General features: G+C 70.0%; 13 protein-coding genes. 11 read left to right on the forward strand and 2 right to left on the reverse strand.

What is annotated here, in order from left to right; all coding sequences use genetic code 11:
- Positions 1 to 117: 117 nt before the first annotated feature.
- The 6 genes from ACIBA9_RS21510 to ACIBA9_RS21535 all read left to right on the forward strand — a co-directional run bounded on the left by ACIBA9_RS21510 (position 118) and on the right by ACIBA9_RS21535 (position 6,671).
- Complete coding sequence (locus tag ACIBA9_RS21510; RefSeq protein ID WP_399365577.1) at positions 118 to 1,212, forward strand: ABC transporter substrate-binding protein; 1,095 nt, start codon at positions 118 to 120, stop codon at positions 1,210 to 1,212.
- A 1-nt stretch (position 1,213) separates the two neighbouring features.
- Positions 1,214 to 2,731, forward strand: coding sequence for a sugar ABC transporter ATP-binding protein (locus tag ACIBA9_RS21515; protein WP_399365166.1), 1,518 nt, complete (start codon positions 1,214 to 1,216; stop codon positions 2,729 to 2,731).
- Positions 2,724 to 3,686 carry an ABC transporter permease gene (locus tag ACIBA9_RS21520; protein WP_399365168.1) on the forward strand — a complete coding sequence of 321 codons (963 nt, stop codon included), beginning with the start codon at positions 2,724 to 2,726 and terminating at the stop codon, positions 3,684 to 3,686. Before ACIBA9_RS21515 ends, ACIBA9_RS21520 begins: the two co-directional genes overlap by 8 nt.
- A gap of 23 nt (positions 3,687 to 3,709) precedes the next feature.
- Positions 3,710 to 4,717 (forward strand): ABC transporter permease, encoded by a 1,008-nt coding sequence (locus ACIBA9_RS21525; RefSeq protein ID WP_399365579.1) that lies wholly within the window; start codon positions 3,710 to 3,712, stop codon positions 4,715 to 4,717.
- 263 nt (positions 4,718 to 4,980) lie between these two features.
- Positions 4,981 to 6,075, forward strand: a complete 1,095-nt coding sequence (locus tag ACIBA9_RS21530) for a fatty acid desaturase family protein (protein ID WP_399365170.1) — start codon at positions 4,981 to 4,983, stop codon at positions 6,073 to 6,075.
- An 86-nt stretch (positions 6,076 to 6,161) separates the two neighbouring features.
- Positions 6,162 to 6,671 carry an SRPBCC family protein gene (locus ACIBA9_RS21535; protein WP_399365172.1) on the forward strand — a complete coding sequence of 170 codons (510 nt, stop codon included), beginning with the start codon at positions 6,162 to 6,164 and terminating at the stop codon, positions 6,669 to 6,671.
- A 138-nt stretch (positions 6,672 to 6,809) separates the two neighbouring features.
- On the opposite strand, the gene ACIBA9_RS21540 is transcribed toward ACIBA9_RS21535, so the two are convergent.
- Positions 6,810 to 7,178 carry a hypothetical protein gene (locus tag ACIBA9_RS21540; RefSeq protein WP_399365174.1) on the reverse strand — a complete coding sequence of 123 codons (369 nt, stop codon included), beginning with the start codon at positions 7,176 to 7,178 and terminating at the stop codon, positions 6,810 to 6,812.
- Positions 7,179 to 7,404: 226 nt separating this feature from the next.
- The gene (locus ACIBA9_RS21545) at positions 7,405 to 9,366 is read right to left on the reverse strand and encodes an acyl-CoA dehydrogenase (RefSeq protein ID WP_399365176.1); all 1,962 of its coding nucleotides are present in this window, start codon (positions 9,364 to 9,366) and stop codon (positions 7,405 to 7,407) included.
- A gap of 393 nt (positions 9,367 to 9,759) precedes the next feature.
- Between ACIBA9_RS21545 and ACIBA9_RS21550 the strand changes: the two genes are divergently transcribed.
- The 5 genes from ACIBA9_RS21550 (at position 9,760) to ACIBA9_RS21570 (ending at position 15,306) form a co-directional block, all read left to right on the forward strand.
- The gene (locus ACIBA9_RS21550; protein WP_362156330.1) at positions 9,760 to 10,479 is read left to right on the forward strand and encodes a ScbR family autoregulator-binding transcription factor; all 720 of its coding nucleotides are present in this window, start codon (positions 9,760 to 9,762) and stop codon (positions 10,477 to 10,479) included.
- 346 nt (positions 10,480 to 10,825) lie between these two features.
- Positions 10,826 to 12,064, forward strand: coding sequence for a cytochrome P450 (locus ACIBA9_RS21555; protein ID WP_399365178.1), 1,239 nt, complete (start codon positions 10,826 to 10,828; stop codon positions 12,062 to 12,064).
- 417 nt (positions 12,065 to 12,481) lie between these two features.
- Positions 12,482 to 13,021, forward strand: a complete 540-nt coding sequence (locus ACIBA9_RS21560; RefSeq protein WP_399365180.1) for a DinB family protein — start codon at positions 12,482 to 12,484, stop codon at positions 13,019 to 13,021.
- A 183-nt stretch (positions 13,022 to 13,204) separates the two neighbouring features.
- Entirely contained in the window at positions 13,205 to 14,935 is a 1,731-nt protein-coding gene (gene ctaD, locus ACIBA9_RS21565) for a cytochrome c oxidase subunit I (protein ID WP_399365182.1), read from the forward strand.
- The gene (locus tag ACIBA9_RS21570) at positions 14,932 to 15,306 is read left to right on the forward strand and encodes a hypothetical protein (RefSeq protein ID WP_399365184.1); all 375 of its coding nucleotides are present in this window, start codon (positions 14,932 to 14,934) and stop codon (positions 15,304 to 15,306) included. The genes ctaD and ACIBA9_RS21570 overlap by 4 nt, the downstream gene beginning before the upstream one ends.
- Positions 15,307 to 15,385: the final 79 nt, after the last annotated feature.

Raw genomic sequence — 15,385 nt, forward strand, 5'->3', positions numbered from 1 at the left:
CTTCCAACGATGTAAAAACCTCCCCTGAACGACGTGCACACCGAGTTGACCGCAAGAGCCGTCCTACCCCGAGAGCGCTCCCCGCGCGCGGGGCCACGCCGTTTGGGGACTCCCATGATGCCCATCGCACCACAGCGTCGCGCCTGCGGGCGGACCCTCCTCGCCGCCGGAGTCGTCACGAGCCTGGCGCTCCTGGCCGGCTGCGCCAAGTCCGAAAGCGACTCCAAGGGCGGCGATTCCGCCTCCCCGCGCAGTGACTCCGGGCAGGTCGTCGCCTCACCGAGCAGCGGTACCGGACCGACCTGCGCCATCGACGCCTACGGCGGCAAGAAGCTCGACCTGAAGTCCGCCACCGTCGGATTCTCCCAGTCCGAGAAGGAAGCCAACCCGTTCCGTATCGCCGAGACCGCCTCCATCAAGGCCGAGGCCGGCAGGCGCGGCGTCAAACTGCTCACCGCCAACGCCCAGTCCCAGTTCTCCAAACAGATCAGCGACGTCCAGGACCTCATCGCCAAGGGTGCCGACCTGCTGGTCATCGCACCGCTCAACTCCGACGGCTGGGAACCCGTGCTGCGCACCGCGGCGGCCCGGCACATCCCGATCATCACCGTCGATCGCAAGATCAACGCCACGGCCTGCAAGGACTACGTGAGTTTCATCGGCTCCGACTTCGTCGAGCAGGGCAGGCGCGCCGCCGACCGGATGATCGCGGCCACCGGGGGCAACGGCGAGATCGCCATCCTGCTCGGCGCGGCCGGCAACAACGTCACCACCGAGCGCACCAAGGGCTTCGAGGACCGCATCAAGGCCAAGGCTCCCGGACTCAAGGTCGTCTTCCGTCAGACCGGCGACTTCGCCCGGGAGAAGGGGCAGTCGGTCACCGAGAACCTGATCCAGTCCAAGCCCGGCATCAAGGGTATCTACGCCGAGAACGACGAGATGGGCCTCGGCGCGGTCAACGCCCTCAAGGGAGCGGGCAAGAAGCCCGGCGAGGTCAAGATCGTGACCGTCGACGGCACGCGCAACGCCGTCCAGGGCATCGTGGACGGCTGGATCGACGGCGTCATCGAGTCCAACCCGCGCTTCGGCCCGCTCGCCTTCCAGACCCTGGACGCCTTCACCCAGGGGCGGAAGGTGGCGCAGGACATCGTCATCCAGGACAGCGCGTACTCCGAGGCCAACGCCAAGTCCGACCTGGGCAAGGCCTACTGAGATGCTCACGGTCACCGGACTGTGCAAGACCTTCCCCGGCGTACGGGCGCTGTCCGACGTGGACTTCACCGCCCGCGCCGGGGAGGTGCACGCCCTGGTCGGCGAGAACGGCGCGGGCAAGTCCACCCTGATCAAGGTGCTCACCGGCGTGTACCGGCCCGACGCCGGCGAGTTGGTCTACGACGGCACGCCGGTCCGCTTCGCCACCCCGCTGCAGGCACAGCAGACCGGCATCTCCACCATCTACCAGGAGGTCAACCTCGTCCCCCTGATGAGCGTGGCCCGCAACCTCTTCCTGGGACGCGAACCACGCGGCCGCCTCGGTCTCGTCGACCTGCGGCGCATGCACCGCGAGGCCGAGGAGACCCTGGCGGGACTCGGCGTCCGGGTGGACGTCCGCCGCCCACTGCGCGAACTCGGCGTCGGCACCCAGCAGATGGTCGCGCTCGCCCGGGCCGTGGCCGTCGACGCCCGGGTCGTCGTCATGGACGAGCCCACCTCGTCGCTGGAACCCCGCGAAGTGCGCACGCTGTTCGGTGTCATCCGGGCGCTGCGCGAACGCGGCATCGCCGTGATCTACGTCAGCCACCGCATGGACGAGCTGTACGAGATCTGCGACGCGGTCACCGTGCTCCGTGACGGCCGCGTGGTGCACACCGGGCGGCTGGCCGACCTCGACCGGCTCCACCTGGTGGCATTGATGCTCGGCCGCGAGATCGGCGAAGTGGGACGCGAAGGCCTCACCAAGTTCTCGGGCTCCCACGCGGTCGCCGAACAACCGGTCCTCGCCGCACAGAACCTGACGGTACGTCATCGGCTCGCCGACGTGTCGTTGACGCTGCGCCCGGGCGAGGTGCTCGGCCTCGGCGGGCTGCTGGGCTCGGGGCGCAGCGAGACCGCGAAGGCCATCGCCGGCGCGCTGCCCGTGGACACGGGCCAGGTCGTCGTGGCCGGCAGGACGGTACGCACCGGCTCCACCGCGGCGGCGATCCGCGCCGGCATCAGCCTGCTGCCGGAGGACCGCAAGAGCGAGGGAATCGTGCCGGGGCTGTCGGTCCGGGAGAACATCGCGCTCGCCGCACTGCCGGAACTCTCCCGCTTCGGCCTGGTCGACGACGCACGCGTCGACCGGATCGTGGACACCTTCATGAGGCGGCTGCGCATCAAGGCGGCGGGCCCGCAGCAGAAGGTCGGCGAACTGTCCGGCGGCAACCAGCAGAAGGTACTGCTGGCCCGGTGGCTCGCCCTGCACCCGAGGGTGCTGCTCCTGGACGAGCCGACACGCGGCATCGACGTCGGCGCCAAGGCGGAGGTACAGGCGCTCGTGGACGAACTGGCCGACGACGGACTCGCCGTCCTGCTGATCTCCTCCGACCCCGAGGAACTGATCGAGGGCAGCGACCGCGTCCTCGTCCTCAAGGACGGAGCGGTGGTCCGCGAACTGGCCGGCGACGCCGTCACCGAGGACGAGCTGATGCGCGCCATCGCGGCCGTACCGCCCGGAGGAGACGATGACTGACCTCTCGCTCGCCCGCGCCGCCGTGGACCGCGACCGCCTGCTGCGCCTGCTCCAGGAGTACGGCGTCTACGCGGGAGTCGTCGCCCTGCTGGTGTTCAACTTCGCCCTCACCCCGCACTTCGCGTCCGCGGGGAACTTCCGTACCCAGGCCGTCCAGGTCGCCCCCGTACTGATCGTGGCCCTCGGGATGGCGCTCGCCATCGGCACGGAGGGCGTCGACCTGTCGGTCGGCTCGGTGATGGCCCTGTCCACGTCACTGCTGTCGCTGTATCTGGGCTACGGTCCCTGGATCGCCACACTGATCGCGGTCGTCGGCGGCGTCGCGGTCGGCGCCGTGGGCGGAGCCCTGATCGCGCTGGTCGGTGTGCAGCCCATCGTCGCCACACTCGCCCTGATGGTCGCCGCCCGAGGGCTCGCCCTCGTCCTCCTGCCACAGCTGAAGGACGTGCGCGACCCCGGGCTCGCCGCCCTGGGCTCCGGTGACGTCGTGGGCATCCCCTACCTCGTACTGATCGCGGCGGCGTTCGCCCTGCTCGTGGCCTTCGTCGTCAGGCGCTCCACGTTCGGCCGGCAACTGCTGGCCATCGGCGACAGCCGGCCGGCGGCGCGCCTCGCCGGACTGCCCGTGCACCGGGTCCTCATCGTGGTCTACGTCATCTCCGGCGCGCTGGCCGCGGTCGCGGGCGTGCTGGCGACCGCCCGGCTGACCGCGAGCGACCCCACCTCGCTGGGCACGCTGATGGAACTGTCCGCCATCACCGCGGTCGTCGTCGGCGGCACCCCGCTCAGCGGCGGCCGGGTCCGCATCGGCGGCACGGTCGCGGGCGCGGTACTGATCCAACTGCTCACCACCACGCTCATCAAGCACGACCTGCCCCCGTCGTGGACGCAGATCGCGCAGGCCGTGGTGATCGTCTGCGCCGTCTACGCGGCCCGCGAACGGGGGAAGCGATGACCACCGGCACCGGGGAAGCCGCCATGCGGACCAAGACCTCGGCCACCGGCGGCGAGCGCCGCCCGAGGGACGCGGGCCGCGCGGAACGGCTGAGCGCGCTGGCCCAGCGGCACGGCGCGCTGGTCACCCTGCTGGTCGCCATGGTCGCCGCCGCGCTGAGCTTCGACACCTTCCTGACCGGCGACAACCTGGAGAACATGGCGCTGTCGTCGGCGTTCCTCGCCGTCGTGGCGCTCGGCATGACCTTCGTGATCATCACGGGCGGCATCGACCTGTCCGTCGGCTCGCTGTTCGCCCTGGGCGGTGTCCTCGCCGCATGGGGCTCGCGGTACGGCACCGTCGTCGCCCTGCTGCTCCCGCTCGCGGTGTGCGGACTCGTCGGCCTGGTCAACGGCCTGCTGGTCGCGCGCTCGGGACTGGCCCCGTTCATCGTGACACTGGCCGCCATGCTCGGCGCCCGCGGTGTCCTGCTGGCCCTCACCGACGAGGGCTCGCGGACGTACCTCGTCGACAAGGGCTCGTTCTTCGCGAAACTCGGCCAGGGCTCGCTGTTCGGCGTCGGCGTACCGGTGTGGATCACTCTCCTGCTGTTCGCGCTCGGCGCCCTGGTCCTCAGGCGCACCCGCTTCGGCCAGTACGTGTACGCCGTCGGCGGCAACGAGGACGCGGCCGCGCTGATGGGCGCGCCCGTCGCCCGGACCAAGGTCGCCGTGTACACCCTGTCCGGACTGTGCGCCGGCCTCGCCGGTGCCCTGAACGCGGCCTGGCTCGCCTCCGGTGTCACCATCCTCGGCTCCGGCATGGAACTGGAGGCCATCTCGGCCGTAGTCATCGGCGGCAGCCTGCTGACCGGCGGCTTCGGCTACATCAGCGGGACCCTGGTGGGCGTGGCGCTGCTGAAGGTGATCCAGAACGTCATCAACCAGATCGGCTCCCTCGACTCGGCCTACCAGCAGGTGGTCAGCGGTGCGTTCCTCGCGGTGGTCGTCGTCGCCCAGACCTGGCTGGGCCGCCGGCAGCGCGTGCTGTGACGGGGCGTCCCGGACGGTCCGCCTTCCAGGACCAGTCCGCCACCTCGGGCAGGTCGGTCCCGCGCCCGCTGATCCAGCCGAGGCGGCGCTGCCGGACGCCACGCGCAACGGTCACCGCAACCCCTATGTGCCCGGCGGAGGCGTCTGACGTCCGGCTCGGGTGAGGGGGGATAACCCCCCGGCCGTACGGGAGGTTGTCTCCGTGCACGGAGGGTAGGTGGCAGGCTTCTACGAGCCGCAGGCCGCCGCCCAGACTGTGCGGCATGACGACTTTCCCCGATGTCTCCGGGTCCACCGACCTCCTGGGAGCGAGGCGGAGCGCCGTGTCCGCCGCGCGGAAGCCCGGCTCCGGCTCCGGCAGCGACTTCGCTGCGCTCTCCCGGCGCATCACCGACGCGGGCCTGCTGAAGCGGCGCCCGGGCTACTACGTGGTGCGGATCGGCCTGGTGGTCGCCCTGTTCGCCGGGGGCTGGGGTGCCTTCTTCGCGCTCGGTGACACATGGTGGCAGCTGGCTGTGGCCGCCTTCCTGGCCTTCGTGTTCGGGCAGATCGCGCTGATGGCGCACGACCTGGCCCACCGCCAGGTGTTCCGACGCCGCCGGCCCAGCGAGATAGCGGGCAGGCTGTTCGGCAACCTGGGTGTCGGCATGAGCTACGGCTGGTGGATGAACAAGCACACCCGCCACCACGCCAACCCCAACCACGAGGAACTCGACCCCGACGTGGCCCCGGACATCCTGGTGTGGTCCACCGACCAGGCCCGCGCCAGCAGCGGTGTGGCCCGCCTCATCGGCGGCCACCAGGCGCCGCTGTTCTTCCCACTGCTCGCCCTGGAGGGCTTCAACCTGCACGTCTCCAGCCTGCGGGCGCTGCGCTCACCGTCCATGAAGAGCCGGGCACTGGAGGGCGCCCTGCTTCTCCTGCACATCGCGGGCCTGCTGACCGCGCTCTTCCTGGTGCTGTCGCCCGGCAAGGCACTGGCGTTCCTCGCCGTCAACCAGTGCCTGTTCGGTATCTACCTCGGCTGCACCTTCGCCCCCAACCACAAGGGCATGCCCACCTTCACCGGAGCCGAGCGCCCCGACTTCCTGCGCCGCCAGGTGCTGACGTCCCGCAACGTGCGCGGCGGCCCGCTCACCGACGTGCTGCTGGGCGGCCTCAACTACCAGATCGAGCACCACCTGTTCCCGAGCATGCCCACGGTGCATCTGCGCCGGGCCCAGGTGATCGTGCGCGCGTACTGCGCGGAGATCGGGGTGCCCTACCACGAGACCGGGCTCATCCAGTCGTACCGCGAGGCGCTGGCACACCTGCACCGCGTGGGGGAGCCGATCAGGCAACAACGCAGGACCAGGTGACCGACGCGAGCGCCGCCGGCCCCGCGGCGACCGTGCCATGATTGCTACCCGCAAGTAGCCATCGGCTGTCCCCGGAGGGCGTCATCGTGACCCGTGTCTTCACCGTCACCCGCGGTATCGTCATCGACGCCTCGCCCGAGACGGTCTACGAAGCGGTGTCCCGTCCCGGTGACATGGGCCGGTGGAGCCCCGAGAACCAGGGCACGGCAGAGGGTGTGCCGGGTGGGCAGGCCACCTTGGGGACGACTTTCGAGGGACGAAACAAGCGCGGAGCCTTCCGGTGGGTGACCCGCTGCACGGTGACGGCGGCCACCCCGGGCCGGCACTTCGCCTTCCGGGTCCACGCCATCGGGGTCAGGCGTCCCCGACTGCGGGGCCCGATCGCCACCTGGGAGTACTCCTTCACACCCGAGGGCGCCGGCACCCGCGTGACGGAGACCTGGACGGACGACCGCCGCGCCTGGCCCGCGTTCGTGGCAGGCGTCTTCGACCGGGTGGTCACCGGAGGAAGGACGTTCGCCGAATTCCAGGTGGGCAACATCGACAGGACTCTGCGCAACCTCAAACGAGAACTGGAGACGAACCAAGCGGCATGAGGGCCGAGCGGTGCCCCCGCCGCGGACAACCGCGTGCGCCCGACTGCCTCCCAACCGGCCCTTCCCGAACGCGACTTGCTCGGTCGGCTGACGCCTGAAGCGACACCGCGTCACTCCCGCCGGCCCAAGCGCCGCGGGTCACGGCCGAGCGGCCGACGGCGGACCCGTACGCACGCCGAGAAGACTCATCTCCACCAGAGCGGAGCGGACGTCGGTACGGCCCGTGGCATCGGCGACCAGGGAGACCATGAGGGCGCGCAGTTCCGTTGCGGGCTCGGACAGGGCGTACGTACGCAGGACGAGTTCCAGCATCACCGCGTCGAACTCCGCTCCGTAATTGCGGTACCGGTCCGGATCTCGTTCCGCCTCGGCCCGGACGATGCGCCACCCGCCGCCCTCGGACACGTCTACCGGGCCCAACTCGGCCCGGTAGATCTCGTGCCCCGTCCAACTCCTCAGCAGCCGGACGGTGTCGCCCTCGGAGACCAGATTCCACTTGCCCTCCATCTCGCGACTGGCATGGCCAAGCCGAATCGCGTCCCGCTCGTCGTCACTCCACACGCATGCCGGAAGGACGGTCAAGGACTCTGGGCGCACCATGGAATTTCCCATGGGTGAGAGCGTAGTCGCCCGTCTTCACCGCCCGAGTGGCGTGCGGTGGGAATGGCTTCAGCCGCTCCTGGCCGCAGCCGCCCTCACCCCCTGGCTCCGAACGTGAGCGTCCGGAGAAGTCCTAGTCGTCGTGCTGGTGCGGGGTGAGGGCCGGAGCCGTGAGGGGGATGCCGGCCAGGTAGTGGTGCGGGAGGTCGAACGCGTCGGTGAGCGTGGTGATGTGGGGCTCGAGGGCGTCGAGGAGCGCGTCCTGTGTGGTGGGCAGGTGGTGCACGTGGTCGGGGGTGCAGTGGCCGTTGGCGAGGAGATCGCCGGTGTGCGGGCTCAGTTGATCGAGGAGGAAGAGCGCGCACAGGCGGCTGAGGAGCTGTTGTGCCGCGGGGTCGTCCGTGGTCTCGACGGCGTGGATGAAGGCGTCCGCCGCCTGGAGCGCCGCATGGAGCGAGACCATCTTGAGGGCGGCGGGGGAGGCCCTGTTCCAGCGGCCGAGGGGATTCTTGGCCGGGCCCTGGCGCAGGGCGGTGCGGGCGCGTGCCCGCCAGATGCCTTCGGCGTGTGCGAGAAGGCGGCGCAGGGCGTACAGGTCGCCGAGATCCTCGGGCGTGCCGGGCGCTGCCCTGGCGGTGGTGGAGGCGGGGCCGGCGGGCTCGTGGTCAAAGAGGAGCTCGGCCGCCGCCTTGACCCAGATGACGAGGTTGTCGCCTTCCGCGGTGATGGTGCCCTCGATGTAGGGGGCGAAGCCGACGAGGTGGTTCGCGGGGAACAGGCCCTGGGCGCCGCACCGTTCGCGGCACTCGGTGGCGATGGCGCGGGACTGCCAGGTGATCCAGCCCTTGGCGATGGCGACGAGGCGTTCGGCGTCCTCGCGGGTGGCGTCGGTGTGCGTGGTGTAGCGGGCGAGGACCTGGCGGTGGAGGTAGGTCATCGCGTAGGCGGTGGCCAGGCAGCTGAGGAGGCGGCCGTGGTGGCTGCGGTGGGCGTTGAGGGGGACGAGTTCGTCCGGCCTTGGACCGGTGATCCGGCGGCGCTGGCCGTGGGCCACCGCGATGGCGAGGGCGGCGCGCGAGGCGCCCACGGCGGCCGCGCTCATACAGAGTTTGCCGACGGTGACCCGGCCTATGGACCGCAGGAAGCGTTTGCGGCGGTTGCCGAGACTGCTCGTGAGGGTCGAGTCCTCGTCGAGTCGACCGTGTTCGCCTTGGAGGAGGGCCTCGGGCGGCAGCCGGACGTTTTCGAAGCCGGTGAGGCAGTGGTCGACGGGAGCGCCGGGCCGTAGGGGGAGGCGCTCCAGATGGACGCCGGGCCGGGGGCCGTGCTCGTCGGTGAGGGGGGTCAGGAAGAGATAGACGCCGTGGTCCTGGCCGTCGACGAGGAGGCGCGCGGCGACCAGACCGGACTTGGGACCACCGGTGGTGCTGGTGTTGGGCATGAACTTCCGGGCACCGGGATGAGGCGTGTGGAGCACGAACTCGCCGGTCCCACGATCGAGTTCGGCGGTGGTCTCCAGCGCCCAGCCGTCGTTGCCGTGGTCGAGTTCGGTGGACAGGAACGTCCCGATGCGACGCATCTCGGTGAACTCCGACAAATCCCGCCGGGAGTCGGCGTCGTGATCGAGGAGGCTGCCGAGAAAGAGGTTGTAGTGGATGCTGGCCACCGTGCACAGACCGCCGCCGCCCTCCACGATCGCCGCCCACTCGTGCAGACCTGTCAGCTGGTCGGCGTTCGCGGCCAGGGCGCGGGGGTCTTCCAGGCGGTCGTTGAGCAGTCGCAGCCATCGGTAGGACTGCTCCGCCTGAAGGGCGGGGGAGCGGTCCGGGTCGTGCCGGAACGTGTCCTCCGCGATCAGTCGCCGCCACCTGCCGTGGTTGGCTTCGCGGTCGCGGCCCCGGCCGAACAGGCCGCGGGCCAGTTCCCGAGCGGTTTCCCGAGTGTTTTCCCGGGCGGTCGCGGCCTTGGTCGTCGCCGGGTCCCGGGACGTCAGGTTCTCGACCGCGGCTCGGGCGTGCGGCACGGCCGCCGCCGACTTGGTGGGCGCGGGGTCGGACGCGGGATGTGTGGCGTGCTGCCTGGCCGGTAGGCCCATGACCGTCTCCCCCGTGGTCGCAGATCCGAAGATGTGTGGACGTGCAGTGCAGAAGATACGGACTCACCGGTTTTCTTATCAAGTCGGTACGGTGCCAAGTGCGGCATTTATCCGATGCGTTGTGACGCGTTTCTCAAAGCCGGCCATGCGCCTCTCGTGAGCCCCTTTGCCGTTCACCACCCGCATTCGCCCGCAGGCGACCCCGATAATCCTGTTTCCCTTGGTGTCAGGGGGAATCGGAGGCGGCAGGGCAGTCTGGTGAGGGAGGAATGGCAGGGACGACGAGGAGCCCGGAGGCGATGGCGGTTGATCGTCCGCCGCGGCGGTGACACCATACATACTCGGCGGTTTATTTCTCCGGGACGGCCGGAGTCAGCGAGGAGGGCGTGGGCCGTGGCACTGCAGGAGAGAGCCATCAGGACGAGGAGGGCCATCCTCGTCGCGGCCGCCGCGGTTTTCGCCGAGGTGGGGTACGAGGCGGCCACCATCTCCGAGATCCTCAGCCGGGCAGATGTCACCAAGGGGGCGCTGTACTTTCACTTCGCTTCCAAGGAGGAGCTGGCGCAGGCGGTGCTGTCCGGCCAGTTGGCGGCGGTACCCAGCGCGCCCCAGCAGAAGCTGTCGCTCCAGCGGGGGCTGGACGAGGCGTTCCTCATCGCTCACCTCCTGGCCTCGGGCGACCCGGTCGTGCGGGGCAGCATCCGGCTGACGGTGGATCAGGGGTCGCCCAACGACGGCCTGGACCGACGCGTGCCGATGGACGCGTGGCTGCAGTTCAACGTCGAACTGCTCGGCAAGGCCAAGGAGAACGGGGAGCTGCTGCCGCATGTCGAGGTGGCGGAGGCGGCCCGGATGCTGGTCGGTGCGTTCACCGGCGTACAGGTACTGTCCAAGATCATGACCGATCACGCCGACCTGACGGAGCGGGTGTCGGACCTGTACCGGCATCTGCTGGCGAGCATCGCGGTCCCGGCGGTACTCACACAGTTGGACACCGCCGCCGACCGAGGAGCGCGCGTGTACGAGGCCGCGGTCAGGCTGCGCGACGCGGGCGAGGGGAGCGAGCCCGGTACGAGCGGTGCGCCGTCCGAGGAGAGCCGCGTCACCGGCTGACTGCCGTAGCGCAGATCCGCCGGACCCGGGCCCCCGCACCTGCCCCCTCGCACCCGACCCCAGCCCCGGGCCCCTCTGCCCGAGGCCCGCACGGCACCATGGTGCTGGGCCGTGGCACCACGGCCGGCGAAGGTGCGTACGGCGCGCCGGCGCACGGCTGGGGGGAACGGCTCCGCGCTGCCACACGCGATGCGGTGCGTGGCGCGGAACCGCGTGGTGCGGCGACTCGAAGTCCTCGGGGCGTGGTTCGCGCGCCCTCGAAGGGGATGAACCGGAGAACCCCTCTCTCCTCCACAAGGCGCAACGCGTGACCGTCTGCGCGAACGAGACCCAGGGAGATACGACGATGGAAACGATGTCCTGCCCCTACGCCCTGGATGTGACGGGGCGTGACCTGGCGGGTGAGGCGGCCCGGTTGCGGGCCCAAGGCCCGGCGACGAAGGTGCGGTTGCCAGGCGGCGTGGTCGCCTGGGCGGTGGTGGAGCAGAGCTGTGTGGAGCGACTGCTGGCCGATCCCCGAGTGTCCCGGGACGCCCGACGGCACTGGCCGGACTTCATCGAGGGACGGATCACCGAGGAATGGCCGCTGTATCCGTGGGTGGCGAACGAGAACATGCTCTTCACCTACGGGGAAAGTCACGCACGGCTGCGCAGGCTCGTCGCGGGCGCCTTCACCGCACGGCGAACCGAGGCGATGCGTCCGCGTGTTGACCGGATCACGGCCGAACTCGTGGACGCGCTGGCCGCCGTCCCGCCTGGTACGGCAGTGGATCTGCGAAGCGCGTTCGCCGAGTTGCTGCCCATGCGAGTGATCTGCGAGCTGTTCGGCATCCCCCAGGGCCAGGCCACCGACGCGCTGTGCGCGGCGCTGCACAAGGTGTTCAGCACCACCGTCTCGGGACAGGAGATGGAGGCGGCGCGGCTGGAGGCGTTCACGCTGCTGGCCGGGCATGTGGCGGCCAAGCGGGCCGAGCCGGGGGACGATCTGACCTCCTCACTGATCGAGGCGCGGGACAAGGGTGACCGGCTCAGCGAGGAGGAGCTGTTCGGCACGCTCTTCCTCATGGTCGCGGGCGGCCAGGACACCACGGCGGCTCTGATCACCAACGCCGTCGGTGCGCTGCTCAGCCGCCCCGATCAGCTGGAGCACGTCCGGGCGGGCCGGGCGACCTGGCAGGACGTCGCGGCCGAGACGATGCGGACGCACACCCCGGGCGCCTGGGCGCCGATGCGGTTCGCGGTGGAGGACATCGCCCTGGACGGTGTGGTGATCCGCAAGGGCGATGCCATCGTGGTGAACTTCGCCGCCGCCGGCCTGGATCCCCGTCGCTACGGCGAGGACGCCGGCCGCTTCGACGTACTGCGCGCCGACCGGGAGAAGAGCAGCATCGGGTTCGGGTACGGCGCGCACCGTTGCATGGGCGCCCCGCTCGCCGAGATGGAGGCCACCGGCGCCTTCGCCGCGCTCTTCGAGCGCTTCCCCCGGATACGCCTGGCCTGCTCGCCGGACGAACTGCGGCCCATGGAGAGCTTTTTGATGAACTCCTACCGCGAACTGCCGGTCGTCTTGACCCCCGCCCCCTGACCCGTCGCAGCGGACCGTGCCGGGCCGGAGCGTGCCGTGTCATGCCGGGCCGGCCCGCCCGGTGCTGTCCGTCGCGGAAGCCGAACCGTCGGCCCTCGGCCCTCGGCCCACGATCGCCGATCGGCGTGCAGGCCTCGGCGAGGACGACCATCCGCACGCACAGTTGCCGCCGCCGACACCGTGCTCCGGATCATCGTCAGGCCGGCCCCGTCGGCGACTTCGGCGAGCCGCTCGACGGCGTCGAGCCTGACCCGGTCGGCGGGAAGGGTGATGTCGAAGCGCTCGGCACGAACGCCGAGCGGCTGGCGCGGGCCACCCCCGACCGCCGACAACCCCTGATATCCACGGCGGAACCGCGTGCGCCCAATCGGGCGGATCCCCCGCGCGGTTGCCGCCTTTTTGAAACCCTGTGTGCTCATGACCGAAAAGCCGAGCGAGACGACACCGGGCGGCCACCCGATCACGGACAGCGAGATCCGGGCGCTGCTCACTGCCCTGAACGCGCAACGCCGACACGTCCTCGGCATTCTCGACGGGCTCGACGAGGAGGCCTTGCGGCGGCCCGTACTCCCCTCCGGATGGCACTGCCTGGGCCTGGTCCAGCACCTCGCGCTGGACGTGGAGCGATTCTGGTTCCGTGCGGTCGTCACCGGGGACGAGGAGGTCATCCGTGGCCTCACGAGCGGCGACGAGGCCTGGCAGGTCGGCCCGGAGACCCGCGCCGGCGATGTGCTGGACGGGTACCGCAAGGAAGCGGAGCTGGCCGACGCCGTCATCTCGGCCACCGCCGCCGGCGCCGCCCCGGCCTGGTGGCCCCGCGACCTCTTCGGCGAACCGCACCTGCACACCCTGCGCGACGTCATCCTGCACGTCATCACCGAGACCGCCTGCCACGCCGGACACCTCGACGCCGCCCGAGAACTGATCGACGGCCACCGCTGGCTGGTGCTGACCTAGCTTTCGACGCGGTCGCACGAAAGGAAACCCGGTCGAGCGAGGAACGTCCGCTTACTCCGTTCGTGCGTGATGATCACGCGATTGGCGGTGTGGCGGGCTCTCGGGCAGAGGTTCTCCGCCGCTCTGCCACAAGGATGGGGGGACTACGGCAAGCCAATGAGTGAGCGTCAGGAGACGCGATCTGTGAGCATCCTTAATGAACCCCCGGGCGCGGTGCCGGCCGAGGACTCGTACGAGAACGAGCTGCCGGTCAGGCGCAAGCAGCCCGGCAATGTCGTGGTGCGGTGGCTGACGACCACCGACCACAAGACGATCGGCACCCTGTACTTGTCGACGTCGTTCGCGTTCTTCCTGATCGGTGGCGTGATGGCGCTGCTGATGCGCGCCGAGCTGGCCCGTCCCGGCCTGCAGATCATCTCCAAGGAGCAGTACAACCAGGCGTTCACGATGCACGGCACGGTCATGCTGCTGATGTTCGCGACGCCGCTGTTCGCCGGTTTCACCAACTGGATCATGCCGCTGCAGATCGGCGCGCCGGACGTGGCGTTCCCGCGGCTGAACATGTTCGCCTACTGGCTGTACCTGTTCGGCTCGACCATCGCGGTCGGTGGCTTCCTCACCCCGGACGGCGCGGCGGACTTCGGCTGGTTCGCCTACAGCCCGCTGTCGGACGCGGTCCGCTCAGCGGGCCTCGGTCCCGACCTGTGGATCATGGGCCTGGCCTTCTCCGGCTTCGGTACCATCCTGGGCGCGGTCAACTTCATCACCACGATCATCTGCATGCGCGCACCGGGCATGACGATGTTCCGCATGCCGATCTTCGTGTGGAACGTGCTGCTGACCGCCGTCCTGGTCCTGCTGGCCTTCCCGGTCCTGGCGGCCGCGTTGTTCGCGCTGGAGGCGGACCGCAAGTTCGGCGCCCATGTGTTCGACGCGGCCAACGGCGGCTCGCTGCTGTGGCAGCACCTCTTCTGGTTCTTCGGCCATCCGGAGGTGTACATCATCGCCCTGCCGTTCTTCGGCATCGTCACCGAGGTCATCCCGGTCTTCTCCCGTAAGCCGATCTTCGGCTACATGGGCCTGGTCGCGGCCACCATCGCGATCGCCGGGCTGTCCGCGACGGTGTGGGCGCACCACATGTACGTCACCGGCGGCGTGCTGCTGCCGTTCTTCTCCTTCATGACCTTCCTGATCGCGGTCCCGACCGGTGTGAAGTTCTTCAACTGGATCGGCACGATGTGGAGGGGAAGCGTGTCCTTCGAGACACCGATGCTCTGGGCCACCGGCTTCCTGGTCACCTTCCTCTTCGGCGGTCTCACGGGCGTGATCCTGGCCTCGCCGCCGATGGACTTCCACGTCTCCGACTCGTACTTCGTGGTGGCGCACTTCCACTACGTGGTCTTCGGCACGGTCGTCTTCGCGATGTTCGCCGGCTTCCACTTCTGGTGGCCCAAGTTCACGGGCAAGATGCTCGACGAGCGTCTGGGCAAGATCACCTTCTGGACGCTGTTCGTCGGCTTCCACGGCACCTTCCTGGTCCAGCACTGGCTGGGCGCCGAGGGCATGCCGCGCCGGTACGCGGACTACCTGGCGGCCGACGGCTTCACGGCCCTGAACACCGTCTCGACCATCAGCTCGTTCCTGCTCGGCCTTTCGATGCTGCCGTTCCTGTACAACGTGTGGAAGACGGCCCGGTACGGCAAGCCGGTCGGCATGGACGACCCGTGGGGCTACGGCCGTTCGCTGGAGTGGGCGACCTCCTGCCCGCCGCCGCGGCACAACTTCCTCACCCTGCCGCGGATCCGCAGCGAATCCCCGGCGTTCGACCTGCACCACCCCGAGGTGGCACAACTCGAACACGAGGCGAACCTCGGCAGGCGTGACGTGGTCGAAGCAGAGGGCGGCCAGCGGTGACATCGCCGGAGCGCCCCGGCTCTCCGCTGGCGGGGCAGGGCCGCTCGATCGCCGACGAGGCCGAGGGCTTCCTCCTCGTCAACGCCGAACGCGAGCAGGCCCGGTACGAGGCCGAAACCCTCTGCGCCCGCCTGCCCTGGCTCACGACAGGGCAGGCGGAAGACCTCACCCGCCACTACGTCGACCAGCGCCTCGGTCTGACACGGCAGGCGCTCCAGACCATCGCGGACCGGGCCAAGCGCCTGCGCGGCGAATACGAGACCCGCTACGCCAGGCTGCGCCGGACCCTCCTCAAGCGGTACGCCGCCGGCGTGACGGTCCTGCTCGCCTGCGCCCTCGGCGCGACCTGCCTGACTCTGACAACCCGCTGAGCCGACGTCGACGCGATGGACGGGATGGATGCGCCGAGCCTGGTGGTGGCCACACCAGGTTCGGCGCACTCTCCCATCC

Source organism: Streptomyces sp. NPDC051452 (assembly GCF_044454765.1).
Taxonomy (GTDB): Bacteria; Actinomycetota; Actinomycetes; order Streptomycetales; family Streptomycetaceae; genus Streptomyces.

Bases quoted from the DNA above. Each gene is read 5' to 3' on its own strand.
- ACIBA9_RS21510 (WP_399365577.1), top strand. From the start codon at position 118: ATGCCCATCGCACCACAGCGTCGCGCCTGCGGGCGGACCCTCCTCGCC.
- ACIBA9_RS21515 (WP_399365166.1), top strand. From the start codon at position 1,214: ATGCTCACGGTCACCGGACTGTGCAAGACCTTCCCCGGCGTACGGGCG.
- ACIBA9_RS21520 (WP_399365168.1), top strand. From the start codon at position 2,724: ATGACTGACCTCTCGCTCGCCCGCGCCGCCGTGGACCGCGACCGCCTG.
- ACIBA9_RS21525 (WP_399365579.1), top strand. From the start codon at position 3,710: ATGCGGACCAAGACCTCGGCCACCGGCGGCGAGCGCCGCCCGAGGGAC.
- ACIBA9_RS21530 (WP_399365170.1), top strand. From the start codon at position 4,981: ATGACGACTTTCCCCGATGTCTCCGGGTCCACCGACCTCCTGGGAGCG.
- ACIBA9_RS21540 (WP_399365174.1), bottom strand. From the start codon at position 7,178: ATGGAGGGCAAGTGGAATCTGGTCTCCGAGGGCGACACCGTCCGGCTG.
- ACIBA9_RS21545 (WP_399365176.1), bottom strand. From the start codon at position 9,366: ATGGGCCTACCGGCCAGGCAGCACGCCACACATCCCGCGTCCGACCCC.
- ACIBA9_RS21555 (WP_399365178.1), top strand. From the start codon at position 10,826: ATGGAAACGATGTCCTGCCCCTACGCCCTGGATGTGACGGGGCGTGAC.
- ACIBA9_RS21560 (WP_399365180.1), top strand. From the start codon at position 12,482: ATGACCGAAAAGCCGAGCGAGACGACACCGGGCGGCCACCCGATCACG.